The sequence below is a fragment of the Pantoea sp. ABR1s genome (genome assembly GCF_057812235.1).
Map to the genome: position 1 here is coordinate 2,921,797 of NZ_CM173823.1, position 25,626 is coordinate 2,947,422.

The 25,626-nt window shown below is 55.3% G+C and carries 23 protein-coding genes, 3 tRNA genes and 1 other RNA gene; 2 read left to right on the top strand and 25 right to left on the bottom strand.

The genetic code is table 11. The annotated features are described in order from the left end of the window. Positions 1-11: 11 nt before the first annotated feature. Complete coding sequence (gene nadA / locus ACXKZD_RS13750) at positions 12-1,073, bottom strand: quinolinate synthase NadA (protein WP_010260151.1); 1,062 nt, start codon at positions 1,071-1,073, stop codon at positions 12-14. A 126-nt stretch (positions 1,074-1,199) separates the two neighbouring features. Continuing rightward, positions 1,200-1,742, bottom strand: coding sequence for a methylated-DNA--[protein]-cysteine S-methyltransferase (locus tag ACXKZD_RS13755; RefSeq protein WP_033771153.1), 543 nt, complete (start codon positions 1,740-1,742; stop codon positions 1,200-1,202). 158 nt (positions 1,743-1,900) lie between these two features. Between ACXKZD_RS13755 and ACXKZD_RS13760 the strand changes: the two genes are divergently transcribed. Next, positions 1,901-3,376, top strand: coding sequence for an AlkA N-terminal domain-containing protein (locus tag ACXKZD_RS13760; protein ID WP_488981683.1), 1,476 nt, complete (start codon positions 1,901-1,903; stop codon positions 3,374-3,376). A gap of 344 nt (positions 3,377-3,720) precedes the next feature. On the opposite strand, the gene ACXKZD_RS13765 is transcribed toward ACXKZD_RS13760, so the two are convergent. The 23 genes from ACXKZD_RS13765 to sdhC all read right to left on the bottom strand — a co-directional run bounded on the left by ACXKZD_RS13765 (position 3,721) and on the right by sdhC (position 23,536). Beyond that, positions 3,721-3,854: non-coding RNA, RtT sRNA (locus tag ACXKZD_RS13765), on the bottom strand. A gap of 43 nt (positions 3,855-3,897) precedes the next feature. After that, positions 3,898-3,973 (bottom strand) — tRNA-Lys (locus ACXKZD_RS13770). Positions 3,974-4,019: 46 nt separating this feature from the next. Beyond that, positions 4,020-4,095: transfer RNA gene (locus tag ACXKZD_RS13775), tRNA-Lys, on the bottom strand. Positions 4,096-4,165: 70 nt separating this feature from the next. Further along, a tRNA-Lys gene (locus ACXKZD_RS13780) sits at positions 4,166-4,241 on the bottom strand. A 164-nt stretch (positions 4,242-4,405) separates the two neighbouring features. Further along, complete coding sequence (cpoB, locus tag ACXKZD_RS13785; RefSeq protein WP_443485170.1) at positions 4,406-5,200, bottom strand: cell division protein CpoB; 795 nt, start codon at positions 5,198-5,200, stop codon at positions 4,406-4,408. 9 nt (positions 5,201-5,209) lie between these two features. Next, on the bottom strand, positions 5,210-5,740 hold the full coding sequence (pal, locus tag ACXKZD_RS13790; protein WP_010260771.1) for a peptidoglycan-associated lipoprotein Pal: 531 nt from the start codon (positions 5,738-5,740) through the stop codon (positions 5,210-5,212). A 50-nt stretch (positions 5,741-5,790) separates the two neighbouring features. Then, the gene (tolB, locus tag ACXKZD_RS13795) at positions 5,791-7,086 is read right to left on the bottom strand and encodes a Tol-Pal system beta propeller repeat protein TolB (RefSeq protein ID WP_010260769.1); all 1,296 of its coding nucleotides are present in this window, start codon (positions 7,084-7,086) and stop codon (positions 5,791-5,793) included. A 115-nt stretch (positions 7,087-7,201) separates the two neighbouring features. Next, positions 7,202-8,503: a cell envelope integrity protein TolA gene (gene tolA / locus ACXKZD_RS13800; RefSeq protein WP_223564146.1), complete on the bottom strand. Its 1,302-nt coding sequence runs from the start codon at positions 8,501-8,503 to the stop codon at positions 7,202-7,204. A 27-nt stretch (positions 8,504-8,530) separates the two neighbouring features. Beyond that, a complete protein-coding gene (gene tolR, locus ACXKZD_RS13805; protein ID WP_010260764.1) occupies positions 8,531-8,959 on the bottom strand; it encodes a colicin uptake protein TolR in 429 nt (142 codons plus the stop codon). A 13-nt stretch (positions 8,960-8,972) separates the two neighbouring features. Then, positions 8,973-9,659, bottom strand: coding sequence for a Tol-Pal system protein TolQ (gene tolQ, locus ACXKZD_RS13810; protein WP_010260762.1), 687 nt, complete (start codon positions 9,657-9,659; stop codon positions 8,973-8,975). Further along, entirely contained in the window at positions 9,656-10,060 is a 405-nt protein-coding gene (gene ybgC, locus ACXKZD_RS13815; protein WP_010260759.1) for a tol-pal system-associated acyl-CoA thioesterase, read from the bottom strand. The genes tolQ and ybgC overlap by 4 nt, the downstream gene beginning before the upstream one ends. A gap of 178 nt (positions 10,061-10,238) precedes the next feature. Then, the gene (gene ybgE / locus ACXKZD_RS13820; protein WP_061704228.1) at positions 10,239-10,532 is read right to left on the bottom strand and encodes a cyd operon protein YbgE; all 294 of its coding nucleotides are present in this window, start codon (positions 10,530-10,532) and stop codon (positions 10,239-10,241) included. Continuing rightward, on the bottom strand, positions 10,532-10,636 hold the full coding sequence (cydX, locus tag ACXKZD_RS13825) for a cytochrome bd-I oxidase subunit CydX (RefSeq protein WP_010260755.1): 105 nt from the start codon (positions 10,634-10,636) through the stop codon (positions 10,532-10,534). The genes ybgE and cydX overlap by 1 nt, the downstream gene beginning before the upstream one ends. Positions 10,637-10,651: 15 nt before the next feature. Next, entirely contained in the window at positions 10,652-11,791 is a 1,140-nt protein-coding gene (cydB, locus tag ACXKZD_RS13830) for a cytochrome d ubiquinol oxidase subunit II (RefSeq protein ID WP_010260752.1), read from the bottom strand. 11 nt (positions 11,792-11,802) lie between these two features. Beyond that, positions 11,803-13,374: a cytochrome ubiquinol oxidase subunit I gene (cydA, locus tag ACXKZD_RS13835; protein WP_192033405.1), complete on the bottom strand. Its 1,572-nt coding sequence runs from the start codon at positions 13,372-13,374 to the stop codon at positions 11,803-11,805. A gap of 574 nt (positions 13,375-13,948) precedes the next feature. After that, positions 13,949-14,824: a succinate--CoA ligase subunit alpha gene (gene sucD, locus ACXKZD_RS13840; RefSeq protein ID WP_010260744.1), complete on the bottom strand. Its 876-nt coding sequence runs from the start codon at positions 14,822-14,824 to the stop codon at positions 13,949-13,951. After that, the gene (gene sucC / locus ACXKZD_RS13845; protein WP_003853151.1) at positions 14,824-15,990 is read right to left on the bottom strand and encodes an ADP-forming succinate--CoA ligase subunit beta; all 1,167 of its coding nucleotides are present in this window, start codon (positions 15,988-15,990) and stop codon (positions 14,824-14,826) included. Before sucC ends, sucD begins: the two co-directional genes overlap by 1 nt. Positions 15,991-16,060: 70 nt before the next feature. Further along, a complete protein-coding gene (gene odhB, locus ACXKZD_RS13850) occupies positions 16,061-17,284 on the bottom strand; it encodes a 2-oxoglutarate dehydrogenase complex dihydrolipoyllysine-residue succinyltransferase (RefSeq protein WP_010260740.1) in 1,224 nt (407 codons plus the stop codon). 15 nt (positions 17,285-17,299) lie between these two features. After that, complete coding sequence (sucA, locus tag ACXKZD_RS13855) at positions 17,300-20,107, bottom strand: 2-oxoglutarate dehydrogenase E1 component (RefSeq protein WP_033785471.1); 2,808 nt, start codon at positions 20,105-20,107, stop codon at positions 17,300-17,302. A gap of 200 nt (positions 20,108-20,307) precedes the next feature. Further along, positions 20,308-21,024, bottom strand: a complete 717-nt coding sequence (locus ACXKZD_RS13860; protein ID WP_010260736.1) for a succinate dehydrogenase iron-sulfur subunit — start codon at positions 21,022-21,024, stop codon at positions 20,308-20,310. 14 nt (positions 21,025-21,038) lie between these two features. After that, a complete protein-coding gene (sdhA, locus tag ACXKZD_RS13865) occupies positions 21,039-22,805 on the bottom strand; it encodes a succinate dehydrogenase flavoprotein subunit (RefSeq protein WP_022626042.1) in 1,767 nt (588 codons plus the stop codon). After that, complete coding sequence (gene sdhD, locus ACXKZD_RS13870; protein ID WP_009091417.1) at positions 22,806-23,153, bottom strand: succinate dehydrogenase membrane anchor subunit; 348 nt, start codon at positions 23,151-23,153, stop codon at positions 22,806-22,808. Then, positions 23,147-23,536 carry a succinate dehydrogenase cytochrome b556 subunit gene (gene sdhC, locus ACXKZD_RS13875; RefSeq protein WP_488981684.1) on the bottom strand — a complete coding sequence of 130 codons (390 nt, stop codon included), beginning with the start codon at positions 23,534-23,536 and terminating at the stop codon, positions 23,147-23,149. The genes sdhD and sdhC overlap by 7 nt, the downstream gene beginning before the upstream one ends. Positions 23,537-24,169: 633 nt before the next feature. Here sdhC and ACXKZD_RS13880 point away from each other — a divergent pair. Further along, positions 24,170-25,453, top strand: a complete 1,284-nt coding sequence (locus ACXKZD_RS13880) for a citrate synthase (RefSeq protein ID WP_010260725.1) — start codon at positions 24,170-24,172, stop codon at positions 25,451-25,453. Positions 25,454-25,626: the final 173 nt, after the last annotated feature.

Consider the following 25,626-nt stretch of genomic DNA (forward strand, 5'->3'; position numbering starts at 1 on the left):
CCGGAAAACGCTTACGCGTTTCCCTTCACGTTGAGTTTAAGTTCCGCTGCAAAGGATAGCATGCGATTAAGCGGCAGTAACGCCGCCTCACGCAGCGCCTCATCCACCTGAATCTCATGTTCCATCCCACCCGACTCCAGCGCCTCTGCGATGGCTTTAAGGCCGTTCATCGCCATCCAGGGACAGTGAGCACAGCTGCGGCAGGTGGCACCTTCACCGGCGGTCGGCGCTTCAAGCAGCTCTTTATCCGGCACCGCCTGCTGCATTTTGTAGAAGATGCCGCGATCGGTCGCCACAATCATCTGCGGATGCGGCAGGGATTTGGCGGCCTGAATCAGCTGGCTGGTCGAGCCGACCGCATCGGCCAGATCGACAATCGCCTGCGGTGACTCAGGATGCACCAGCACTGCCGCGTCGGGATAGAGCGCTTTCATACGCTGCAGCGCCTGGGTTTTGAACTCGTCGTGCACAATGCACGCGCCCTGCCAGCAGAGCACGTCCGCGCCCGATTTTTGGGTAACGTAGCGGCCAAGATGGCGATCCGGCGCCCAGATAATTTTTTCGCCCAGACTGTCGAGGTGCTCAATCAGCTCGACCGCAATGCTTGAGGTCACCACCCAGTCGGCCCGCGCTTTTACCGCCGCCGAGGTATTGGCGTAGACCACCACAGTGCGATCGGGATGGGCGTCGCAAAAGGCGTTAAACTCTTCAATCGGGCAGCCGAGATCCAGTGAGCACTCTGCCTGCAGCGTCGGCATCAGTACGGTTTTCTCCGGGCTGAGGATTTTGGCGGTTTCCCCCATAAAGCGCACGCCGGCCACCAGCAGTGTCGTCGCCGAATGGTTGCTGCCAAAGCGTGCCATCTCCAGCGAGTCCGAAACGCAGCCGCCCGTCTCTTCTGCCAGCGCCTGAATTTCCGGATCGGTGTAGTAGTGCGCCACCATCACCGCGTTTCGCGCCTTCAGCAGCGCTTTAATTTTCTCACGGTAGAACGCCTTCTCGTCGTCACTCAGGCGAGCGGGTTTGGGCGGAAAGGGATAAACGGCGCTTTCTGGATCGAACATCACACTCATGACACAGCTCTCGTTTTGTCTAATTAACGAAAATCGCCTGTTCCGGCGACTTATGGCGTCCAATCCGCCATCGTGTTTTATATGCTAAACACGATAGCGGAAAAGCCTGGCTGTGTCGTGCGATATTTATTCTGTCTGCATCACAGCGCCGACCCTGCCGGGCTGCGTTTCATCTGCCAGTACCAGCGGTTTTTGCGGCGCTTCCAGTGCCAGCAGAAAGGCTTTGATATCCAGTCCGCCCGCAAAGCCGGTCAGCTTGCCGTTGGCTCCAATCACGCGGTGGCACGGTGCGACAATCGAGAGCGGATTACGCCCATTGGCCGCCCCGACGGCACGCACCGCCAGCGGATGGCCGATCTCCCGCGCAATCTGGCTGTAGCTGCGCGTCTCACCAAACGGGATCGCCACCAGCGCCTGCCAGACTTTTTTCTGAAACTCAGTGCCGACAAAATCGAGCGGCAGCTCAAAGCAGCAACGAGCACCGGTGAAGTACTCGCTGAGCTGACGCTCAGTTTCGATCAGAATGGGATGATCGTCATCGCGCGTTTGCGGCAAAAACCGGGTGCGTTTTGGATCGTCGTTTTCCCACAAAATACCCGCCAGGCCGCTATCGCTGGCGACCAGTTTCAGTTCACCCACCGGGGTGACTATCGGTTTGAAGTAGTACATGGTGATTCTCCCGTCACGGTTCTGTCGCCTATTATCGCACTTTTCATCAGCCTGACTGGCTGTTTTCGGTCATGGCGATAAACTGTTGTGCTGTCCGAAAACAGCCAGTCTGCCGGGATTCACCGGTGTAGGCTGCGCTTATTTACCGGAGAACTGCCATGCTCGATCCCGACATTGCCTATCAGGCGCTGACCTCTCGTGATACCCGCTTTGACGGCGTTTTCTTTGTTGGCGTGACCTCAACCGGTATCTATTGTCGTCCGGTCTGCCCGGTCAAAGCGCCGATGCAGAAGAACTGCCTTTTCTTCAGCAGCGCCGAAGCGGCGGAGAAAGCCCGCTTTCGCCCCTGCCTGCGCTGTCGGCCCGAACTGGCACCCGGTAATGCGCCGGTTGATCAGCCGCACCGTGTGGCCGAGCGGCTGGTGCAGCGTATCGAGGAAGGCATGCTGGAGGAACGTGAAGGACTGGAGGCGATTGCCGCTGAATTCGGTATCAGCCTGCGTCAGCTGCGCCGTATCGTGCAGCAGGAGCTGGGTGTCTCGCCGCTGGAGCTGAAGCAGACGCGGCGCATGCTGCTGGCTAAACAACTGCTGACCGAAACCCGACTGCCGATTATTGACGTTGCCTATGCCAGCGGCTTTGGCAGCCTGCGGCGCTTTAATGATGTGTTCCAGGCGCGTTACCGCATGACGCCAGGCGCGCTGCGCAGGGACGATACGGGCACTCAATGCGCGCAGCCCGGCGACCGCGTGACGCTGCGGCTGGCCTATCGCCCTCCCTATGACTGGGCGGCGATGCTCTGGTTTTTGCAGACGCATCTGATGAAAGAGGTCGAGGCGGTGGAAGATGGCAGCTGGCGACGCACCGTGGTGCTGGGCCGCTGCCGGGGCTGGGTTTCTGTTTCGCATCTGCCGCAAAAGAATGCGTTGCAGGTGACGCTCTCAACCTCGCTGACGCCGGTTCTGCCTCTGCTGCTGCGCCGTCTGCGCGATCTGTTCGATCTCGACGCACAGCCGCAGCGTATCGCCGCCTGTCTGGCGCAGGACCCACTGCTGGCACCCAGCCTGATCTCGCATCCGGGTCTGCGTGTGCCTGGCGCATTCGACGCCTTTGAGCTGGGCGTGCGCGCCATTATCGGCCAGCAGGTGACGGTCAAAGCGGCCACCACGGTCAGCAGCCGTTTTGCCGCCGCCTTTGGCGAACCCTGTGAGACGCCGTTCGCCGATCTGACCCGCTACACCGCCCATCCTGAACGCATCGCCGGACTGACGGTAGACGATGTCGCGCCGATGGGGATTGTCAGTGCCGCCCGCTCCCGCGCCATCATCGCCTTTGCAACTGCCTGCGCCAGCGGAGATTTGCGTCTCAGCGCCGCTCAGGCGCCAGACGAGGTCATAAAAAAACTTATTAGCCTGCCGGGCATTGGTCCCTGGACCGCGCACTACATCGCGATGCGCGCCCTGCGCTGGCCGGATGCCTTTCCCAAAGAAGATATTGCCATCCGGAATAACCTGGGCGGCATGTCATCGAAAGAAGCGGAGGCGCGATCGCAGTCATGGCGTCCCTGGCGCAGCTATGCAGTGATGCATATCTGGGAGAGCCTGGCAGTGGCAAAGGCAAAGAAAAAGCCGTGACGGCTAGAGTGGGGGCAAATCTGCCAGCAATACAGATGCTCAACGCGCAGGGAACAGGGTCAGAAGAGGAAAGCGTCCCGCGCCTGGGACAAAAACGCCGGGAGCGTTTTTGAACAACCCAACGCGTTGGCCCGGCTACGGGCCGTAATCGCGCGGGTCGAGCAGGTCAGGGATTGGCTTTAGCGTCTTTCCGATCTGACCCTGTTCTCTGCGCAGGCTCGATCTCTCAGCGGAACGGGCCAGAGTTTGCCAACAACTTCAAAAACCAGTGACGTTTTGCTTTGAAAAAGTTTTCAGATACCGCAGAAACAAAAAAAGCGCCCTGAGGGCGCTTTTTTCTTAATTGGTGGGTCGTGCAGGATTGCCTCGGCCCATCCGGGGCCTCGCCCTTCGGGTGATGCTGTCGCATCAGCCTGAATCGCCTGGCGATTCAGTCGAACCTGCTGCAGGTTCTCACCCTGCACGGGGAACGCCGTGCCGCATAAACAAAAAAAGCGCCCTGAGGGCGCTTTTTTCTTAATTGGTGGGTCGTGCAGGATTCGAACCTGCGACCAATTGATTAAAAGTCAACTGCTCTACCAACTGAGCTAACGACCCGCTGGGGGCTTACAACCGTTCAACACGCCAGGCGGTTGAGATAAGATGGTGGGTCGTGCAGGATTCGAACCTGCGACCAATTGATTAAAAGTCAACTGCTCTACCAACTGAGCTAACGACCCATCTTAGGTTGTGAAGCAATGCTGAAGTGTTCTTCTTAAAACTGCGCGGTAAAAGCGCGTCTGAGGAAGATGGTGGGTCGTGCAGGATTCGAACCTGCGACCAATTGATTAAAAGTCAACTGCTCTACCAACTGAGCTAACGACCCATCTTCAGGCTTACCAGACACTTTGCAATGTGTCCCGGCAACGGCGGCATATATTACTGATTTAGCGGGGTAGCGCAACTCTTATTTCTGCTAAATGCTTCAGTTGCTTACCTTTCATACGGCAAGACCAGAAATCACACGATATCTGGCCTGAACCGTACAGATTACAGACTTGTCAGACGTTTTTGCGCCTGCTTAGCAGATTCGGTGTCTGGATAAAGTTTGATCACCTGCTGGAAGACCGCTTTAGCTTTCGCTGTGTCTTTTTTCTCCTGCATGATGACGCCCACTTTCAACAACGCTTCTGCAGCTTTCGGCGACTTCGGATAGTTTTTCACTACCGTGGCGTAATAGTAAGCCGCGTCGTCCTTTTTGCCTTTGTTATAGTTCAGCTGTCCCAGCCAGTAATTGGCGTTCGGCTGATAGGTCGAATCCGGGTAACGTTTTACCCACGCCTGGAGCGCGCTGATCGCCTGATCATACTGTTTCTTCTCCAGAATCAGCGCCACAGCCGCATTGTAATCGCTGTTAGCGTCACCGGTCTGCGCAGGTGCGCTATCCGTTGATGCTGCCGCGCCTGCGGTTGCTGCTGCGCCGGTATCCGCTGCGGCATTACTGCCCGCTGCCTGCTGACCGCCGCTGGTGCTGGTGCTGCTCAGGCTGTCAATCTGCTGGTAAAGCTGCTTCTGCCGCTCAACCACCTGATTTAACTGATACGTGTTTTGCTGGATTTGCCCACGCAGCGCGTCGATATCACGCTGGTTATCGCTCATCTGCTGCTGCAATTGCTGCATCAGTTGTGCCTGGGCATTAGAAATTCGTTCAAGAGTGGTGACACGGTCTTCGACCGAGCCGGAGCCAACGCTACTGATTGACGCTTGGGCATTAGCGGCCCAGGGGGCCGCTACGCCAATCAGTAACGACAGACTCAACAGGTGATGTCTGAAGTTACTAACCATGTGATTCTCTTAGTAGACCAGAACGGCACGACGGTTTTTAGAATACGCTGCTTCGTCATGACCCAGAACGGCTGGCTTCTCTTTACCGTAAGATACGATAGACATCTGATCAGCCGACACGCCTTTGCCCTGCAGGTACATTTTAACCGCGTTAGCACGACGTTCGCCCAGGGCGATGTTGTATTCCGGCGTACCGCGCTCATCCGCATGACCTTCGATGGTCACTTTGTATGACGGGTTGCTGCGCAGGAAGGTTGCATGCTGATCCAGCATCTGTGCGTAATCAGACTGAACGTCATACTTGTCCAGGCCGAAGTACACGATGTTGTTCTGCTGCAGCTGCTGCATCTGCAGACGAGCCTGCTCGTCAGAAGACATGTTGCCGCCGTTGCCGTTCATGCCAGAATTTGCACCGTAAGCGCCGCCATCAGCGCCCATGCCAGTCTGGTCATTGTTGTTGTTCTTGTGTGAGCTACAAGCCGCTACTGCCAGAACCGGCAGAGCCAGCATCAAACCCTTCAGCACTTTGTTCAGTTGCATTTCAAAATCCCATTATTGTTTATTGTTTGTGATGTCTGAACTGTCAGACATTACAGATACGGCGACCAGGCAGGAAATTTTACCTGTCCATCAGTTGCCGGAAGACGCGCTTTGAAACGGCCGTCGGTAGAAACCAACTGCAACACGGAACCCATACCCTGAGTAGAGCTGTAGATTACCATTGTGCCATTGGGTGCCAGGCTCGGCGTTTCATCCAGGAACGTGTCCGTTAACGTTTGAACGGCTCCCGTTTCCAGATCCTGTTTGGCGACGTGTTGAGCACCACCGTTGGTGCTAATCATCACCATTGACTTACCATCTGTTGCGACATCCGCATCCTGGTTCTGACCGCCTTCCCAGGTAATACGTTGTGGCGCGCCACCGTTAAGTCCGACTTTGTAGATTTGTGGAGCACCAGCCTGATCGGAGGTGTAAGCCAGCGTCTGGCTGTCCGGGAACCAGGTTGGTTCGGTGCTGTTATAGCGACCATCGGTAATCTGACGCGTCTGACCTGAGGCCAGATCCATCACATAGAGGTTCAGGCTGCCGGTTTTAGAGAGCGCGAACGCCAGCTTAGAGCCATCCGGCGAGAACGCTGGGGCACCGTTGTGACGTGGATAGGAGGCGATCTGACGGATAGCACCGTTCGACAGCGTCTGTACCACCAGCGCAGATTTGCCGCTTTCAAAGGTCACGTAAGCGACTTTGCTGCCATCCGGAGACCAGGCTGGCGACATCAGAGGCTGTGGTGAACGATGCACGACAAACTGGTTGTAACCATCGTAGTCAGCAACGCGCAGTTCATACGGGAACTGGCCGCCGTTGGTCTGCACCACATAGGCGATACGGGTACGGAAAGCGCCCTTGATACCGGTCAGCTTCAGGAACGTTTCGTCACTGGCCGTGTGAGCGGCATAACGCAGCCACTGCTTCGTCACTTTATAACTGTTTTGTGCCAGCACGGTACCGGGTGCACCGCCGGTGTCGACCAGCTGGTACGAAACCTGATAGCTGCCATCCGGGTTAGACGCGACCTGACCGACGACCACGGCATCAATGCCGAGTGCACTCCACGCGGCAGGCTGAACTTCCTGCGCGCTGGCAGGCTGCTGTGGCAGACGCGAGCGATCCAGTGGATTAAATTTGCCACTGTTGCGCAGGTCAGCTGCAACGATGCCGCCGATATCTTCCGGCGCTGCGCCAGCACCGGCCCATTTAAACGGCACCACGCCAATCGGGCGCGCAGTGTTGACACCCTGGGTGATCTCAATTCGAACTTCTGCATGCAGCATGGCTGCCCACAGCAGGATAAAAAAGCCTAACGTAACGCGAAGAGCTTGCTTCATTTTATCTCCCTTATCTGAACCTCAGTCCACGATAATTGGCACTGTTCCTGGAAACCACGAGTACAACTTAAGTACGGCACGCTAAACATAGATCAACTTGCCGCCCGTTACTGCATTATTGCGGTTTAAAACGCATTGGGGCGTTTTTAAACACTTCGTAGACCGCCTGCGAAGGCGGCTTCGGAATACGTGCCTGTTTTGCGGCAGCAATCGCGGCCTGACAGAGCGCGGGATCGCCACCCTCTGACTTAACATCAATCAACAAGCCATCAGGCGCAAGTTTAATCCGCAAATCACAGGTTTTTCCGCGATACAGATCCGCATCATAGAATCGGCTCTGAATCGCACTCACAACCTGACCCATGTAGGAGTTGATTTCCGCGCCTGATGCACCCGCTTTCTTCTGGTTTCCCTGCCCTGCTGCGCCGCCAGAGGTGCCGCTTTTCGGTGCATTTTTACCGGAAGCGAGTCCACCCAGCAAATCATCGACATCGCTGTCGTTGGCAGCATCGGCGGCGGCTTTGGCTTTAGCATCCGCTTTGGCCTTAGCGGCAGCATCGGCTTTGGCTTTCGCCGCGGCATCGGCTTTCGCTTTCGCGGCAGCTTCTGCCTTCTCTTTGGCGGCCTCTTTAGCCGCTTCCGCTTTCTCTTTTGCTGCTTCTGCGGCTTTCTCTTTCGCCGCCTCTGCGGCTTTTTCTTTGGCTTCAGCAGCTTTTTGTTTAGCCTCTTCAGCCGCTTTGGCTTTGGCATCCGCCGCCGCTTTCACTTTGGCTTCAGCTGCGGCTTTCGCATCTGCTTCAGATTTCGCCTTCGCTTCCGCAACGGCTTTCTCTTTTGCAGCAGCGGCAACGGCGGCTTTCGCCTGCTGATCAGCCTGCTTCTTTGCTTCGGCTGCGGCCTGTTTCGCCTGCTCAGCCGCGGCTTTTGCCTGCGCATCTGCCTGAGCTTTTGCATCCGCTTTGGCTTTGGCAGCCGCCGCTTCCGCCGTTTTTTGCTGCTCCTGCGCCTGCTTAGCAGCGTCTTCGGCAGCCTTCTGCTGCTCAGCCTGCTGTTTTGCCTCTTCTTTCGCGGTTTCCTGCGCGGCTAAACGCTCTTTTTCCAGCGCTTTCAGACGCTGCTGTTCAGCAGCCTGTTTCTGTTGCAGCTCTTCAGCCTGCTGCTGCGCCTGCTTTTTACGCTGCTGCTCAGCCCGCTGGCTGTCACTTTGCTGGTTCTGCTGGCGATTGTATTGACTCACGACGGCACCGGGATCGACCATCACTGCATCAATATCACTGCCTCCGCCACCCGCACTGCTGGCGTCAATGTGCTCATTAAACGAGCTCCAAATCAGCAGCGCGATCAGCACGATATGCAGAATCACCGAAATGATTATCGCGCGCTTTAACTTCTCGTTTTGCTCGGTTGCCTTCGACACACTCGGTTCCCAAAAAACGGTTCGATTTTAAATCGGCTGCGTCATCAAACCGACAGATTTAACACCCGCCTGGTGCAGCAGGTTGAGCGCTTTAATAATTTCATCGTAAGGCACCTCTTTCGCGCCCCCGATCAAAAAGACCGTCTTAGGATTCGCTTCCAGTCGACGCTGCGCTTCGCTGATGACCTGCTCTGGTGGAAGTTGATCCATACGATCGTGATCCACGACCAGGCTGTACTGACCCACGCCCGCCACTTCGACAATCACCGGCGGATTATCATCGCTGGCAACGGTTTTCGAATCGGTCGCATCAGGCAGATCCACTTCCACGCTCTGGGTAATAATGGGCGCCGTTGCCATGAAGATCAGCAACAGCACCAACAGGACGTCCAGTAGCGGAACGATGTTGATTTCCGACTTCAGGTCGCGGCGTTTGCGACCACGTACTCTGGCCATCATTAACCTCTATTTACTTAGCGCTATCGCTGGAGAAAGCCTGGCGATGCAGAATGGCAGTGAACTCTTCCATGAAGTTGTCGTAGCCCTGCTCCAGTTTGTTTACGCGCTGGTTCAGACGGTTGTACGCCATCACCGCCGGAATTGCGGCAAACAGACCGATAGCGGTCGCAATCAACGCTTCAGCGATACCCGGTGCAACCATCTGCAGGGTTGCCTGCTTCACGGCACCCAGTGCGATAAAGGCGTGCATGATCCCCCAGACGGTGCCGAACAGTCCGATATAAGGGCTGATAGAACCGACGGTGCCGAGGAATGGAATGTGGTTTTCCAGCGCTTCCAGCTCACGGTTCATTGAGATACGCATCGCACGGCTCGCACCATCAATGACCGCTTCCGGCGCATGGCTGTTGGCGCGATGCAGGCGGGCGAACTCTTTAAAGCCGGAATAGAAAATCTGCTCCGAACCACCCAGTTCTTCCCGGCGCTCCTGGCTCTCCTGATAGAGGCGCGAGAGTTCGATGCCGGACCAGAATTTGTCTTCAAACGCCTCCGCTTCTCTTCCCGCCGCATTCAGAATACGTGTGCGCTGAATAATGATGGCCCAGGAGGCAATAGAAAAGCCGATCAAAATCAACATGATAAGTTTGACCAGAAGGCTCGCCTTCAGGAACAAATCAAGAATGTTCATGTCAGTCACTGCTTGAACTCCGCGACAATAGACTTGGGAAGCGCAATCGGCTTCATTAGATGTGGGTTAATGCAGGCAATCAGGACTTCTGCCTCATTGAGCACTTTGCCTTCAGTATTCACGATACGCTGAGTGAACGTCATGGTAGCCCGTGTCATTGATGTGACCTCGCTCTGGATCTCCAGAAGGTCATCAAGACGCGCCGCCGCCAGATAGTCCACCGATATACGCCGTACCACAAAAGCGATCTGCTGTTCTAACAGCGTCTGCTGATTGAAATGGTGCTGTCGCAACATTTCAGTACGTGCTCGTTCATAAAAAGCGATATAGCTGGCGTGATAAACCACACCACCGGCATCAGTATCTTCGTAGTAGACCCGAACCGGCCAGCGAAACAGCGTTGTACTCACTCTACATCCCGGCCTCGTTTTAAACGTTGTTACTATACGCAAGAGAATTGGGGTTGGGAATGGCTCGTCAGAGCCAGGCGAAAATAATTATCGCTCCGTAACAAACGGAACGATTTCAGGGAGATTAATTGACCAGACGCTGACAAAAATTCACTGACAGCGCCGATGAGACGGGGTCTTAAAGATAAAAACGGTAAAGCGCAATAAATAGCACCAGCATGGCGGGTAACGGGGCAAACAGCGCCTGCCATCGGGTTTGCTGTGGCCGGAAGCCCACACCGTGGATCACCCCACTGCAGACCGCCCAGATCAGCACCAGCCCCTGCAGAGCCGGTAACTGGCCTGCCTGATTGGCAAAGCGTGTCGGATCCCACATCACGCCGCCTGCGGTCAGCAGCGCCAGCAGCAGTGAAAGGGCCCGTAACGGGCCCTTATCCATCAGATCATACAGCATCCGAATTAGCGTTCGCATCAGTGAGGCTCATCCTGCGCTTCAATGTGCTCAATCGCCAGCGCGGTCACGATACCAAAGGCACAGGCCAGCAACGTGCCGAGAATCCAGGCAAAATACCACATGCGACGTCTCCTTAATTAATAGAGTGAGTGACTGTTGCTTTCAATATGCTCTTTGGTGATACGACCAAACATCTTCCAGTAGCACCAGGTGGTGTAGGCCAGAATGATCGGCACAAAGATAGCGGCGGCAACGGTCATGGTTTGCAGCGTCAGCAGGCTGGACGTTGCGTCCCACATGGTCAGGCTCACACCCGGCACCGTGCTGGATGGCATGATGAACGGGAACATTGCAATACCGGCTGTCATGATGACGCAGGCCAGCGTCAGTGAGGAGAACAGGAACGCCCAGGCGCCCTTCTCAACCCGCGAGCAGAGTATGGTCAGCAGCGGCAGCACAGCGCCCAGCAGCGGGAACAGCCACAACACAGGGTGGTTCTGGAAGTTGACCATCCAGGCACCCGCTTCGCGCACCACGGTTTTGCCCAGTGGGTTAGAGGCGGCGAAGTGATCCATAGTGCTGGTCACCACATAACCATCGATACCATATTTCACCCAGACGCCCGCCAGGATAAAGCAGACCATCATCACCAGGGCGGCAAGTTGTGCTGCGGTGCGTGAACGCAGATGCAGTTCGCCGGTAGTGCGCATCTGCAGATAGGTTGCACCCTGCGCCAGAATCATCGCCACACTGACCACACCTGCCAGCAGACCAAACGGATTCAGCAGCTGGAAGAAGTTACCGGTATAGAACAGGCGCAGATACTCATCGGCATGGAACGGCACGCCCTGTAACAGGTTGCCAAACGCTACGCCGATCACCAGCGGCGGCACGAAGCTGCCAATGAAAATCCCCCAGTCCCAGGCACCGCGCCAGCGATTGTCTTCAATCTTCGAACGGTAATCGAAGCCAACCGGACGGAAGAACAGCGACGCGAGCACCAGAATCATCGCCACGTAGAAGCCAGAGAAGGCTGCCGCGTAAACCATCGGCCAGGCGGCAAACAGCGCGCCACCTGCGGTGATCAGCCAGACCTGGTTACCGTCCCAGTGTGGTGCGATACTGTTAATCATGATGCGACGTTCAGTATCATTCCGGCCCAGGATGCGTGTCAGCATCCCGACACCCATATCAAAACCATCTGCGACGGCAAAGCCAATCAGCAGTACGCCAATCAACAGCCACCACACAAAGCGCAGAACTTCATAATCAAACATGGTCGCTCTCCTTATCCCTGTACCGGCTGGGTGATTGCCGTGATCTGCTCATGATGATAACGCCCGGTTTTCAGGCTGCTCGGCCCAAGGCGGGCGAATTTGAACATCAGGTACATCTCAGCCACCAGGAACATTGTGTAGAGTCCGCAGATCAGGATCATGGAGAACAGCAGATCGCCAACGGTCAGGGAGGAGTTGGCCACCGCAGTCGGCAGAACTTCACCGATAGCCCACGGCTGACGACCATACTCCGCCACAAACCAGCCTGATTCGATAGCGATCCACGGCAGCGGAATACCAAACAGCGCCGCTTTCAGTAACCAGCGATTTTTGCCGATGCGGTTACGCAGTACGCTCCAGAACGCCAGCGCGATAATGCCCAGCAGCAATACGCCACACAGCACCATGATGCGGAAGGCAAAATAGAGCGGAGCGACACGCGGGATAGAGTCCTGCGTCGCCTGTTTAATCTGCGCTTCGGTTGCATCAGCCACGTTGTCGGTATAACGCTTCAGCAGCAGACCGTAGCCGAGATCCTGTTTGTGACTGTTGAACGCGTCACGCACCGCCGGATCCTGGCTGCCACCGCGCAGCTCATTCAGCAGGGCATAGGCTTTCATGCCGTTGCGGATGCGCACTTCATGCTGTGCCATCAGATCTTTCAGGCCGGTTACCGGCGTATCGGTAGATCGGGTGGCGATCAGGCCCAGCAGCCAGGGGATCTGTACTGCGTATCGGTTCTCCTGAGTTGCCTGATCGGGCAGGCCAAACAGGGTAAACGAGGCCGGTGCCGGCTGGGTTTCCCACTCCGCTTCGATAGCGGCCAGTTTGGTTTTCTGCACGTCCCCCATCTCGTAACCTGACTCATCGCCCAGAACGATGACTGACAGCACCGCCGCCATGCCAAAGCTGGCCGCGATAGCGAACGAGCGTTTAGCAAAGGCGAAGTCACGGCCTTTCAGCATGTACCAGGCGCTGATGCCCATAATAAACATCGCTCCGGTGGTGTAACCGGCTGCCACGGTGTGCACGAATTTCACCTGCGCGACCGGGTTCAGCACCAGCTCTGAGAAGCTGACCATCTCCATGCGCATGGTTTCGAAGTTGAACTCAGAGGCGATCGGGTTCTGCATCCAGCCGTTAGCCACCAGAATCCACAGCGCCGACATGTTTGAGCCCAGCGCCACCAGCCAGGTGACGGCGAGGTGCTGCACTTTGCCCAGGCGATCCCAGCCAAAAAAGAACAGGCCAATAAAGGTGGATTCCAGGAAGAACGCCATCAGACCTTCGATGGCGAGCGGCGCGCCGAAGATATCGCCGACGTAGTGAGAGTAATATGACCAGTTAGTCCCGAACTGAAATTCCATGGTCAGGCCGGTGGCGACACCCAGCGCAAAGTTAATACCAAATAACTTGCCCCAGAACTTCGTCATATCTTTATAGATTTGTTTGCCGCTCAGGACATATACCGTTTCCATGATCGCCAGCAAAAACGCCATACCCAGCGTTAAAGGGACGAACAGAAAATGGTACATCGCCGTTAAGGCAAACTGTAACCGCGACAGCTCGACGATATCTAACATAAGGACTCCTTGCTCCTCGCTTTGTCTCCGTCACGCGCGCGAACAGATCGAACGCAATCAGAGTCAGCAACGACTGTTTATTGATTCCAGTTTTTTATTACCCGCAGAACAGGTCTGTGAGCTGCCCGAACAGGCGAGTAGCGAATGAAGCAGCTCAGAAAATTGTCAATCAGCGCTTTCGTTAACGCGTGCTTTAACAGGAGGAAAGCGGGTGTTATCCCGGGTTGAGCAGACGTTTGAAAATTTATGTAAAAGGCTGGATTGATGCAGCGCAATTTACGCCCTTAGCGTTGCGCTTTGCCAGAGATATAGTTGGATATAAGTCGCGATTAATTGATCTGGATTAACGCAATAAGTTTCCAGATAGGGTCAGGTAGGTTTCTTGTTAATGAGATGTCAGTAATGAAATAAAGCGCGAAGAAATAATTTACCTTTGACACTTTTTCTTAACGTAATGAGCCGCGGGCCAGCTATTTTACCCCGCACTATTCTCTTTAGCTTCCTGCGTTATAGCTCTCATTTACAGCCATAAAAAAAGCCACCCAAAGGTGGCTTAGTCTCAGATGACGCTGACTTATTTAGCAGGTAATACGGCTTTAACTGCGTCACCGATATCCGCCAGGCTGCGGACGGTTTTCACGCCTGCCGCTTCCAGCGCAGCAAATTTCTCATCTGCTGTACCTTTACCACCGGCAATGATGGCGCCAGCATGGCCCATACGCTTGCCCTTTGGCGCGGTGACGCCAGCAATGTAGCCTACAACCGGCTTGGTCACGTGCTCTTTAATGAAGGCTGCAGCTTCTTCTTCTGCGCTACCGCCGATCTCACCGATCATCACGATAACTTCAGTCTGTGGATCATCCTGGAACATTTTCAGGATGTCGATGAAGTTAGAGCCTGGGATCGGGTCACCACCGATGCCAACGCAGGTTGACTGGCCGTAGCCGATATCCGTGGTCTGCTTAACCGCTTCATAGGTCAGGGTGCCTGAACGTGACACGATACCGACGCGGCCCGGCTGGTGAATGTGACCCGGCATAATGCCGATTTTACATTCGCCTGGGGTGATAACCCCTGGGCAGTTTGGACCGATCATCCGCACGCCTGCTTCATCCAGCTTCACTTTCACGGTCAGCATATCCAGGGTCGGGATGCCTTCGGTGATGGTGATGATCAGTTTGATGCCCGCGTCGATCGCTTCCAGGATGCCATCTTTACAGAAAGGAGCCGGAACGTAGATCACAGTGGCGGTCGCGCCTGTTGCTTCTACCGCTTCGCGAACGGTGTTGAACACAGGCAGGCCGAGATGGGTCGTGCCACCTTTGCCTGGCGTCACGCCGCCAACCAGTTGGGTGCCGTATGCCAGCGCCTGCTCAGAATGGAAAGTCCCCTGGCCACCGGTGAAACCCTGGCAAATGACTTTGGTGTTTTTGTCGATCAGAATGGACATTATTTACCCTCCGCGGCAGCAACAACACGCTGTGCGGCGTCTGTCAGGCTGGTTGCTGCAATGATGTTCAGACCGCTGTCCGCCAGTTTCTGGGCGCCCAGCTCGGCGTTGTTACCTTCCAGACGTACCACAACTGGTACGTTCACACCCACTTCAGCGACTGCGCCGATGATGCCGTCGGCAATCAGGTCGCAGCGTACGATACCGCCGAAGATGTTAACGAATACGGCTTTAACCGCATCGTCAGACAGGATGATTTTGAAGGCTTCGGTCACGCGCTCTTTGGTTGCGCCGCCGCCGACATCAAGGAAGTTGGCCGGTTGACCGCCGTGGTGTTTAACGATGTCCATGGTGCCCATCGCCAGACCTGCGCCGTTAACCATACAACCGATGTTGCCTTCCAGCGCAACATAGTTCAGTTCCCACTGTGTAGCATGGGCTTCACGCGGATCTTCCTGGCTTGGATCGCGCATTTCGCGCAGCTCTGGCTGACGGAACAGGGCATTGCCATCGGCACCCAGTTTGCCATCCAGGCAGATCAGGTCGCCCTGTTTGGTGATCACCAGCGGGTTGATCTCAACCATCGCCAGATCGCGCTCCAGGAACAGTGTCGCCAGACCCATGAAGATCTTGGTGAACTGGCCAACCAGCTTGCCAGTCAGGCCAAGTTTGAACGCCAGCTCACGACCCTGATAAGGCTGCGGGCCGGTCAGTGGATCCAGCGCCATTTTGTGGATCAGGTGCGGGGTCTCTTCCGCCACTTTTTCAATTTCCACACCGCCTTCAGTGGAGGCCATGAAAATTACGCGACGCGTTGCGCGATCGACCACAGCGCCCAGATAGAGCTCCTGATCGATATCGGTCGCCGCTTCAACCAGAATCTGGTTTACCGGCTGGCCGTTTGCGTCTGTCTGATAGGTAACCAGGCGTTTGCCCAGCCAGTTTTCAGCAAAAGCGCGAATCTCTTCTTTGCTGTTAACCACTTTCACACCGCCCGCTTTACCGCGGCCACCGGCATGAACCTGACATTTAACTACCCACGGGCCTGCGCCAATTTTAGAGGCTGCTTCTTCCGCTTCACGTGGTGTAGTACAGGCGTAACCCGTTGGTGCCGGCATGCCATACCGTGCAAACAGTTGTTTCGCCTGGTATTCGTGTAAGTTCATGATGTTCTATCCATTCAGGTCTGAAAAGAGTAATGAGGTTGGGCGCGCGGCAAGGCGCGCCCGGTGAAAATCAGACATCCAGCAGCAGGCGCGCCGGATCTTCCAGCATCTCTTTCACTGCAACCAGATAACCAACTGATTCACGGCCATCGATCAGACGGTGGTCGTAGGAGAGCGCCAGATACATCATCGGCAGCACCACAACCTGACCATTGACCGCCATCGGACGATCTTTGATGGCGTGCATGCCCAGGATGGCGCTCTGCGGTGGGTTGATGATCGGGGTGGACATCAGTGAACCAAAAACGCCGCCGTTGGTAATGGTAAAGTTACCGCCGGTCAGATCCTCAACTGTCAGTTTGCCGTCACGGCCTTTCACTGCCAGCTCTTTGATTTTCTTCTCGATGTCCGCCATGCTCAGCGCATCCACGTCACGCAGGACGGGTGTAACCAGACCACGTGGCGTAGAGACCGCAATGCTGACGTCGAAGTAGTTGTGGTAAACCACATCTTCACCATCGATAGAAGCATTCACTTCCGGATAGCGTTTCAACGCTTCAACAACCGCTTTGATGTAGAAGGACATAAAGCCCAGACGTACACCGTGACGCTTCTCGAAGGCCTCACCATACTGCTTACGCAGATCCATGATGGGCTTCATGTTGATTTCGTTGAAGGTGGTCAGCATCGCGGTGCTGTTCTTCGCTTCCAGCAGACGCTCGGCAACACGCTTACGCAGACGGGTCATCGGCACGCGTTTTTCGCTGCGGTTAGCCACTGGCTGCTGCGCGGCGGCCGCATCAGCAGCTGGTGCAGCGGCTTTGGCAGCCTGCGGTTTGTTGGCCAGATGTTTTTCAACATCTTCACGGGTCAGACGACCACCAACACCGCTGCCTTTGATCTGCGAGGCATCAAGATTGTGCTCTGCAATCAGACGGCGGATAGCCGGGCTGAGCGCATCGTTGCTCTCTTCTTCCAGTGATGCAGTCTGACGCTGAGCCGGGGTAGACTCTTTGCTTTCAGACTTCGCGCTGCTCTCTTTACCGGCGCTGTTGCCCTCTTTCAGACGACCCAGGATCTGGCGGGAAGTGACGGTGGCGCCCTCTTCTTCCAGAACGGCTTCCAGGATACCGTCCGCAGAGGCTGGCACTTCCAGTACAACTTTGTCAGTTTCGATTTCGACCAGCACTTCATCGCGAGTGACTGCATCGCCTGGTTTTTTATGCCAGGTTGCCACAGAGGCATCGGCAACCGATTCAGGCAGGTCGGGAACGAGAATATCTACGCTACTCATTATCTTTCCTTTTAATTAATTAACGTTCAGCGCGTCATTAACCAGGTCTTGCTGCTGTTGTTGGTGTACGGACATGTAACCCACGGCCGGTGAGGCGGATGCCGGGCGGCCTGCATAACGTAAAGTGGCACCAAACGGCACAACTTCACGGAAATGATGCTGACTGCAATACCAGGCGCCCTGATTCAGTGGCTCTTCCTGACACCAGACAAAATCCTGCACGTGAGCATACGCTTTTAATGCTTCCTGTACCGCGTGATGCGGGAACGGATAGAGCTGCTCGATGCGCACGATAGCCACATCGGTCTGCTCATTTTTACGACGCTGCTCCAGCAGGTCGTAATAGACTTTACCGGAGCACAGCACGACGCGTTTCACGCCCTGCGGATCCAGATCATCGACTTCGCCAATCGCAGGCTGGAAGCTGCCGTTAGCCAGTTCATCCAGCGTGGAGATCGCCAGCGGATGACGCAGCAGTGATTTCGGCGACATCACAATCAGCGGACGGCGCATACCGCGCAGCGCCTGACGACGCAGCATATGGTAAACCTGCGCAGGGGTAGACGGCACGCAGACCTGCATGTTCTGCTCAGCGCAGAGTTGCAGATAACGTTCCAGGCGCGCAGAGGAGTGCTCTGGCCCCTGACCTTCATAACCGTGCGGCAGCAGCATCACCAGGCCACACATCCGGCCCCATTTCTGCTCACCGGAGCTGATGAACTGGTCGATAACAACCTGTGCGCCGTTGGCGAAGTCACCAAACTGCGCTTCCCAGATGGTCAGGATGCGCGGCTCTGCGGTGGCATAACCATATTCAAAGGCCAGTACCGCCTCTTCTGACAGCACGGAGTCCCACACCTTGAACTGACCCTGTCCGCTGTGCACGTGGTGCAGAGGGGTATAGGTTGAGCCGTTCGCCTGGTTATGGACCACCGCGTGACGATGGAAGAAGGTTCCGCGACCGGTATCTTCACCCGACAGACGCACCGGAATGCCTTCATCAACCAGCGTGGCATATGCCAGGTTTTCCGCGCCGCCCCAGTCAAAGGCTTTCTCGCCTTCAGCCATCAGACGACGGTCGTTGTAAATCTTGGCAACACGCGACTGCACTTCCACTTCTTCCGGCACCTGGCTGATACGCAGCGCCAGCTCCTTCAGACGTTTCATGTCGACCTGAGCCGGGTAAGGTTCATCCCACTCATGATTCAGGTAAGGTGACCAGGTAAAGGAGTGCAGGCTCATTGGACGCCATTCCGGCACCACGCACTCACCCGCATCCAGCGCGTCACGGTAGAGATTGACCATTTCGGTCGCATCTTCCTGCGTGGCAATGGCTTCACCTTCCAGACGGTCGGCATAGATTTTACGCGGCGTCGGGTGTTTTTTGATTTTCTGGTACATCAGCGGCTGGGTCGCACTTGGCTCATCCGCCTCGTTGTGACCATGACGGCGATAGCAGACCAGATCGATAAACACATCACGCTTAAAGGTGTTGCGATAGTCGAGCGCCAGGCGGGTCACAAACGCGACCGCTTCCGGATCGTCAGCATTGACGTGGAAAATCGGTGCCAGCACCATTTTGCCGATATCGGTGCAGTAAGGGGTCGAACGCGCATCTTTCGGGTTGGAGGTGGTGAAGCCAACCTGGTTGTTGATGACGATGCGAACGGTACCGCCCACTTCATAACCGCGCGCCTGTGACATGTTCAGAGTTTCCTGAACCACGCCCTGGCCAATTACGGCCGCATCACCATGAATGGTGATCGGTAAGACTTTATTGCTGGCTGGCTCATCCAGACGATCCAGACGGGCACGCACTGAACCCATGACCACCGGGCTGACGATCTCCAGGTGCGACGGGTTAAACGCCAGCGCCAGGTGAACCAGGCCGCCTTCGGTTTCCACGTCAGACGAGAAGCCCATGTGGTACTTCACGTCACCGGTGCCCAGATGCTCTTTGTGCTTACCGGCGAACTCGTCGAACAGATCCTGTGGCTTTTTACCCAGCACGTTGATCAGCACGTTGAGACGGCCACGGTGCGCCATACCCAGTACGACTTCACGGGTTCCGCTCTTACCGGCATGACGGATCATTTCGCGCAGCATCGGAACCAGTGCATCGCCGCCTTCCAGCGAGAAGCGTTTGGCACCCGGGAATTTCGCTCCGAGATATTTTTCCAGCCCTTCGGCCGCGGTCAGCTCTTTCAGAAAACCTTTTTTCTCTTCATTGCTGAAGGCTGCACGGCCCGCGACTGACTCAAGACGCTGCTGAATCCAGCGTTTCTCATCAGTGTTGTTGATGTGCATATATTCTGCACCGATCGAGCCGCAGTAAGTCTGACTCAGCGCCTCGAACAGTTCGGCCAGCTTCATGGTCTCTTTGCCAATGGCAAAAGAGCCGACGTTAAAGCTTTCCTGAAAATCGGCCTCGGTCAGATCGTGAAAAGCGGGATCGAGATCGGCTACCCGGTCCTGTTTCCACAGACCAAGCGGGTCAAGATTGGCGTGCTGATGACCGCGGAAACGAAACGCGTTAATCAGCTGCAGCACTTTTACTTGCTTGGAGTTGATTTCAGGATCGGAGACAGATGAGGTGTAACGAGATGCGTCTTTCGCCAGGCGACGGAAGTACTCACGTGTGGTGGAGTGAAACTGCTCAGGTTTCATTCCGGTGCCCGGTAACTGCTGGAACATCGAGCGCCACACTGCATCGACAGAGTCAGGATCGGTCAGGAAATCCTCATAGAGCTGCTCTATGTAAGACTGATTCGCGCCGGCCAGCCAGGAAGAGTCCAGCCAGGGCTTCATCGCGCTGTTCTGCATTGTGATCCCTTAAGCATTGCTATGCTTTTTTGAGGTTTCATTTGTTGCCGCTTTCGCGGTTTGCCGTAGTGAGTTCAGCGATACGAGCACTTTGCGCAGCGCGCGTGGCCCGTAAGGGAACCTTTGTAAACGTGGTAATCACCGCGCTTACAGAGGCTTCCGTAAAACACCGGGAACCTGAGGTTCCCGGCAGAAACTGCTTATGCGCCGCGCTGCAGCAGCATCGACTTGATATGGCCGATGGCGCGCGTCGGGTTCAGCCCTTTCGGACATACGCTCACACAGTTCATGATGCTATGGCAGCGGAATACGCTGAAAGCATCATTCAGATTGTCGAGACGCGCCTCGGTTTCGGTGTCGCGGCTGTCAATCAGGAAGCGGTACGCGGCCAGCAGGCCAGCAGGACCGATGAACTTCTCAGGATTCCACCAGAATGATGGGCATGAGGTTGAGCAGCAGGCACAGAGTATACATTCGTACAGGCCATCCAGGTGTTCACGCTCATCCGGCGACTGCAGATGTTCACGAGCTGGCGGATTTTCCCCATTATTCAACAGGAAAGGCTTAATTTTCTCATACTGTGCATAAAACTGGCTCATGTCTACAACCAGGTCACGCACCACCGGTAAACCTGGCAGCGGACGGATAACAATTTTCTGTTTGCCGTTGCCCAGCGCCGAGACGGGCGTAATGCAGGCCAGTCCGTTTTTACCGTTCATGTTCAGGCCATCGGAACCGCAGACGCCTTCACGACAGGAGCGACGAAACGCCAGGGTCGGATCTTTCTCTTTCAGGCGAATCAGTGCGTCCAGCAGCATCATGTCGCGACCATCTTCCGCTTCCAGGGTGTAATCCTGCATGCGCGGTTTGTCATCGACGTCCGGATTGTAGCGATAAATTGAAAACTCGAGTCTCATGATCGTCTCCGAAATTAGTAGGTACGCACTTTCGGCGGGAAGGCCGCGCGCAGTTTCGGCTGCATGTTCACCTCACGGCGCGTCATGCTTTCGGTTTCCGGGACATAAAGACTGTGGCACAGCCAGTTTTCATCATCACGATCCGGGAAGTCGAAGCGACTGTGCGCACCGCGGCTTTCGGTGCGATAGTTAGCCGCTACCGCCGTGGCAAAGGCCGTCTCCATCAGGTTATCCAGCTCCAGGCACTCAATACGCTGGGTGTTGAAATCCGGTGAGCGGTCATCCAGACGCGCTGACTTCAGGCGCTGGCGAATCTCTTTCAGCTCTTCCAGACCCTGTGCCATCGCTTCGCCTTCACGGAATACCGAGAAGTTATTCTGCATGCAGCGTTGCAGCGCTTTACGAATCTCAACCGGATCTTCACCCGTGGTGTTATTTTCCCAGCGGTTGAAACGCGCCATCGCCCCGGCGATCTCATCTTCTGTGGCATCACGCAGGTCGCCCTGCTCCTGAATACTCGCCAGCAGATGCAGACCCGCTGCACGGCCAAAGACCACCAGGTCGAGCAGTGAGTTACCGCCCAGACGGTTGGCACCATGCACCGATACGCAGGCGATTTCACCGACGGCGAACAGGCCTGGAATCACTACATCTTCGCCCTGCTCATTGACGCGCAGGGCCTGGCCGGTCACTTTGGTCGGTATACCGCCCATCATGTAGTGGCAGGTCGGGATGACCGGAATCGGCTCTTTAATCGGATCGGCGTGCGCAAAGGTGCGTGACAGCTCAAGGATGCCAGGCAGACGTGACTCAAGCACCTCTTTACCCAGATGATCCAGTTTCAGTTTGAGATGTGGACCCCACGGGCCATCACAGCCGCGACCTTCACGGATTTCAATCATCATTGAGCGCGCAACCACGTCGCGGCCCGCCAGATCTTTGGCGTTCGGCGCATAACGCTCCATGAAGCGTTCGCCATGTTTGTTCAGCAGATAGCCGCCTTCACCACGGCAGCCCTCGGTGACCAGCACGCCCGCACCGGCGATACCGGTTGGGTGGAACTGCCACATCTCCATATCCTGCACCGGTACGCCCGCACGCAGTGCCATACCTACGCCGTCACCGGTGTTGATGTGTGCATTGGTGGTGGACTGATAGATACGGCCCGCGCCGCCGGTGGCCAGAATGGTCGCTTTCGCTTTGAAATAAACGGTTTCGCCGGTTTCGATGCAGATAGCGGTACAACCCACGACTGCGCCATCGGCGTTTTTCACCAGATCCAGTGCATACCACTCAGAGAAGATAGTGGTTTTGTTTTTCAGGTTCTGCTGATAAAGGGTGTGCAGCAATGCGTGACCGGTACGGTCAGCCGCAGCCGCCGTACGTGCCGCCTGCTCGCCACCGAAATTCTTTGACTGGCCACCAAACGGACGCTGATAGACTCGACCATCTTCCAGACGCGAGAAAGGCAGACCCATGTGTTCCAGTTCCAGAATCGCTTCCGGGCCGGTTTTACACATATATTCAATCGCGTCCTGGTCACCGATATAGTCGGAACCTTTGACGGTGTCGTACATGTGCCATTCCCAGTTATCTTCATGGGTATTACCCAGCGCAACGGTAATACCGCCCTGCGCAGATACGGTGTGGGAACGGGTCGGGAAAACTTTAGATAACAGGGCACAGCTCTGGCCGCCCTGGGAGATTTGCAGTGCGGCTCGCATTCCTGCGCCACCTGCGCCGATTACCACGGCATCGAACTCTCTGATTGGCAAACTCATTTACACACCCCACACCACAACAAATCCATAAATCGCATACCACAACAGCGCCACGACAATCACAAACTGCAACAACAAGCGGGTTGGCAGTGATTTAACGTAGTCTGTTAACACCTGCCACATGCCAATCCAGCCGTGGATCAGAATGGAGAACAGCGTCAGCAGCGTGAACACTTTGGTGAATGCGGAAGCGAAGAAGCCACGCCACAGGTCATAAGTCAGCGTGTCTGTCATCACCACGAAACCGAGGATATAGACGATGTAGAGCGTTATGAGAATTGCAGTTGCCCGCAGCAGCAGCCAGTCCTGAATGCCGTTGCGACCCAATGCGGATGCATTGCTTACCATACGAGGACTCCCGCCAGAATTGCCAGCACGACAGTGATCACAAAAGTCATATGAGCGGAACGCTTACCAACCTGCAGCGTTTCGGCCAGATAACCAAAATCCATCAACATATGACGAATCCCGCTCACCGCGTGATAGGCCAGCGCCGTTAAGATGCCCCACATAATGAACTTCGCGAAGAAGCCATCCATGATGGACGCAGCGTGCTGGAAACCTTCAGGAGAGGAGAGAGAGAGACCGAGCAGCCACAGCAGGATGCCAATGGCAACCAATGTGATTACGCCGGAGACGCGGTGAAGAATGGACGATATTGCAGTAACGGGAAACCGGATCGTCGAGAGATCCAAGTTGACAGGTCTTTTTTTTTTCACGGTTTTGCCCACACAGCTCTTTTTTATTTTGCTTCCTCCGGACCTGAGGCGGAGTCTAATCACAACGCGTGGCAGACTTTAACCGTCACCAAAAAAGCAACATCCAGTGTTAATTGACGCGGTAGTAAACGCTGGGTGGCTCCTGGTGTCAGGGTGTTCCGGAGACCTGCCTGGAGTATAGGAGGATCACATTCTGATTACAATTCCCCTACAAACTCTTTGGTATATTTTAGGTGGAACAGTGATCCTACTCACGATTTTCACAATTGATACAATTTTAATTATCTGATTTGACAATAGTTCAACAATTCAGTTACAAACTAAGCCTGTAAATTCCTATGATGCGCAAAAGTTATGGGGATACACTTTCCCCTAAGCGCAAGTTATGTAACATTGCGATAATGAGCATTAAAAAGCATCAGGTTATTGGTTACCAAGAAGTTATGTCCTGACCGGATCTTTAACAACCGCGATATGCAGCATGTCCATGGCTCACCGGTTCCCGCTGGGAACGCGCCGCTCACTCTGTACCCTGCACCCGTTTTATCCCCGCAGAGTGATACTGTGTAGTTTTGCCAACCGCAACATGAACGCGTTTCAGGTGTCTAAAGATCCTTACCTACATAAGGCGCTATGGAGACGAAAATGACAGATAAAAAAGTAACGCTAACCCTGCAAGATGGAACATCTATTGAACTGGACGTGCTGAAAGGTACGCTGGGCCAGGATGTCGTTGATGTCCGCACTCTGGGTTCAAGTGGCCTGTTCACCTTCGATCCCGGTTTTACGTCTACCGCGTCCTGCGAATCTGCAATCACCTTTATCGATGGGGATGAAGGTATCCTGCTGCACCGTGGTTTCCCTATTTCTGAGCTGGCGACCCACTCTAACTATCTGGAAGTCTGCTATATCCTGCTGAACGGCGAAGCACCAAACCAGAAACAGTTTGATGAGTTCCGTACCACGGTTACCCGCCACACCATGATTCATGAGCAGATTACCCGCCTGTTCCACGGCTTCCGTCGCGATTCGCATCCGATGGCGGTAATGTGCGGTGTCACTGGTGCACTGGCTGCGTTTTACCACGATTCGCTGGATGTAAACATTGAGCGCCACCGCGAAATCGCAGCATTCCGTCTGCTTTCTAAAATGCCGACGATGGCAGCGATGTGTTACAAATATTCTATCGGCCAGCCGTTTGTCTATCCGCGCAACGATCTCTCCTATGCGGGTAACTTCCTGCACATGATGTTTGCCACGCCGTGCGAAGAGTACAAAGTGAATCCGGTGCTGGAGCGCGCCATGGACCGCATCCTGATCCTGCATGCTGACCATGAGCAGAACGCCTCAACCTCTACCGTTCGTACCGCTGGTTCAAGCGGCGCGAATCCGTTTGCCTGTATCGCCGCCGGGATCGCCTCCCTGTGGGGACCGGCGCACGGCGGTGCCAACGAAGCGACCCTGCGTATGCTGGAAGAGATCAGCACCGTTGAGCACATTCCGGAATTTGTTAAACGCGCCAAAGACAAAAATGATTCATTCCGTCTGATGGGCTTTGGTCACCGCGTTTACAAAAACTACGATCCACGCGCGACCGTGATGCGCGATACCTGCCATGAAGTCCTGAATGAGCTGGGTATGAAGGATGACCTGCTGGAAGTGGCGATGGAGCTGGAACACATTGCGCTGAACGACCCGTACTTCATCGAGCGTAAACTCTATCCAAACGTGGACTTCTACTCCGGTATCATTCTGAAAGCGATGGGTATTCCATCCTCCATGTTTACGGTGATCTTCGCGATGGCCCGTACCGTTGGCTGGATTGCACACTGGAAAGAGATGCACGACGAAGGCATGAAGATTGCCCGTCCGCGTCAGCTCTACACCGGTTATACCGAGCGCGAATTCAGCTCACAGCTGAAAAAGTAAGGCTCAGTTAATAGCGGAGAGGGATCTCCGCCTGATGTTGCTTTAAAGCCGGGGGCGGTTGGCTGTGATACCGCGCCTGCGCAGAGAACATGGTCAGATCGGAAAGACGCAAAAGCCGTCATCCATGACACGCTCGGCCCGCGCGATTACGCACCTCATCCCTGAGGTGCGCC

Coding starts and splice junctions, on each gene's coding strand:
- sdhD (WP_009091417.1), bottom strand. CDS start 23,153: ATGGTAAGCAATGCATCCGCATTGGGTCGCAACGGCATTCAGGACTGG.
- ACXKZD_RS13760 (WP_488981683.1), top strand. CDS start 1,901: ATGCTCGATCCCGACATTGCCTATCAGGCGCTGACCTCTCGTGATACC.
- pal (WP_010260771.1), bottom strand. CDS start 5,740: ATGCAACTGAACAAAGTGCTGAAGGGTTTGATGCTGGCTCTGCCGGTT.
- ACXKZD_RS13755 (WP_033771153.1), bottom strand. CDS start 1,742: ATGTACTACTTCAAACCGATAGTCACCCCGGTGGGTGAACTGAAACTG.
- nadA (WP_010260151.1), bottom strand. CDS start 1,073: ATGAGTGTGATGTTCGATCCAGAAAGCGCCGTTTATCCCTTTCCGCCC.
- sucA (WP_033785471.1), bottom strand. CDS start 20,107: ATGCAGAACAGCGCGATGAAGCCCTGGCTGGACTCTTCCTGGCTGGCC.
- sdhA (WP_022626042.1), bottom strand. CDS start 22,805: ATGAGTTTGCCAATCAGAGAGTTCGATGCCGTGGTAATCGGCGCAGGT.
- cydX (WP_010260755.1), bottom strand. CDS start 10,636: ATGTGGTATTTTGCCTGGATTCTCGGCACGTTGCTGGCCTGTGCCTTT.
- ybgE (WP_061704228.1), bottom strand. CDS start 10,532: ATGCGAACGCTAATTCGGATGCTGTATGATCTGATGGATAAGGGCCCG.
- sucC (WP_003853151.1), bottom strand. CDS start 15,990: ATGAACTTACACGAATACCAGGCGAAACAACTGTTTGCACGGTATGGC.
- ACXKZD_RS13880 (WP_010260725.1), top strand. CDS start 24,170: ATGACAGATAAAAAAGTAACGCTAACCCTGCAAGATGGAACATCTATT.
- cpoB (WP_443485170.1), bottom strand. CDS start 5,200: ATGGTTAGTAACTTCAGACATCACCTGTTGAGTCTGTCGTTACTGATT.
- sucD (WP_010260744.1), bottom strand. CDS start 14,824: ATGTCCATTCTGATCGACAAAAACACCAAAGTCATTTGCCAGGGTTTC.
- tolB (WP_010260769.1), bottom strand. CDS start 7,086: ATGAAGCAAGCTCTTCGCGTTACGTTAGGCTTTTTTATCCTGCTGTGG.
- odhB (WP_010260740.1), bottom strand. CDS start 17,284: ATGAGTAGCGTAGATATTCTCGTTCCCGACCTGCCTGAATCGGTTGCC.
- cydB (WP_010260752.1), bottom strand. CDS start 11,791: ATGTTTGATTATGAAGTTCTGCGCTTTGTGTGGTGGCTGTTGATTGGC.
- ACXKZD_RS13860 (WP_010260736.1), bottom strand. CDS start 21,024: ATGAGACTCGAGTTTTCAATTTATCGCTACAATCCGGACGTCGATGAC.
- tolR (WP_010260764.1), bottom strand. CDS start 8,959: ATGGCCAGAGTACGTGGTCGCAAACGCCGCGACCTGAAGTCGGAAATC.
- cydA (WP_192033405.1), bottom strand. CDS start 13,374: ATGTTAGATATCGTCGAGCTGTCGCGGTTACAGTTTGCCTTAACGGCG.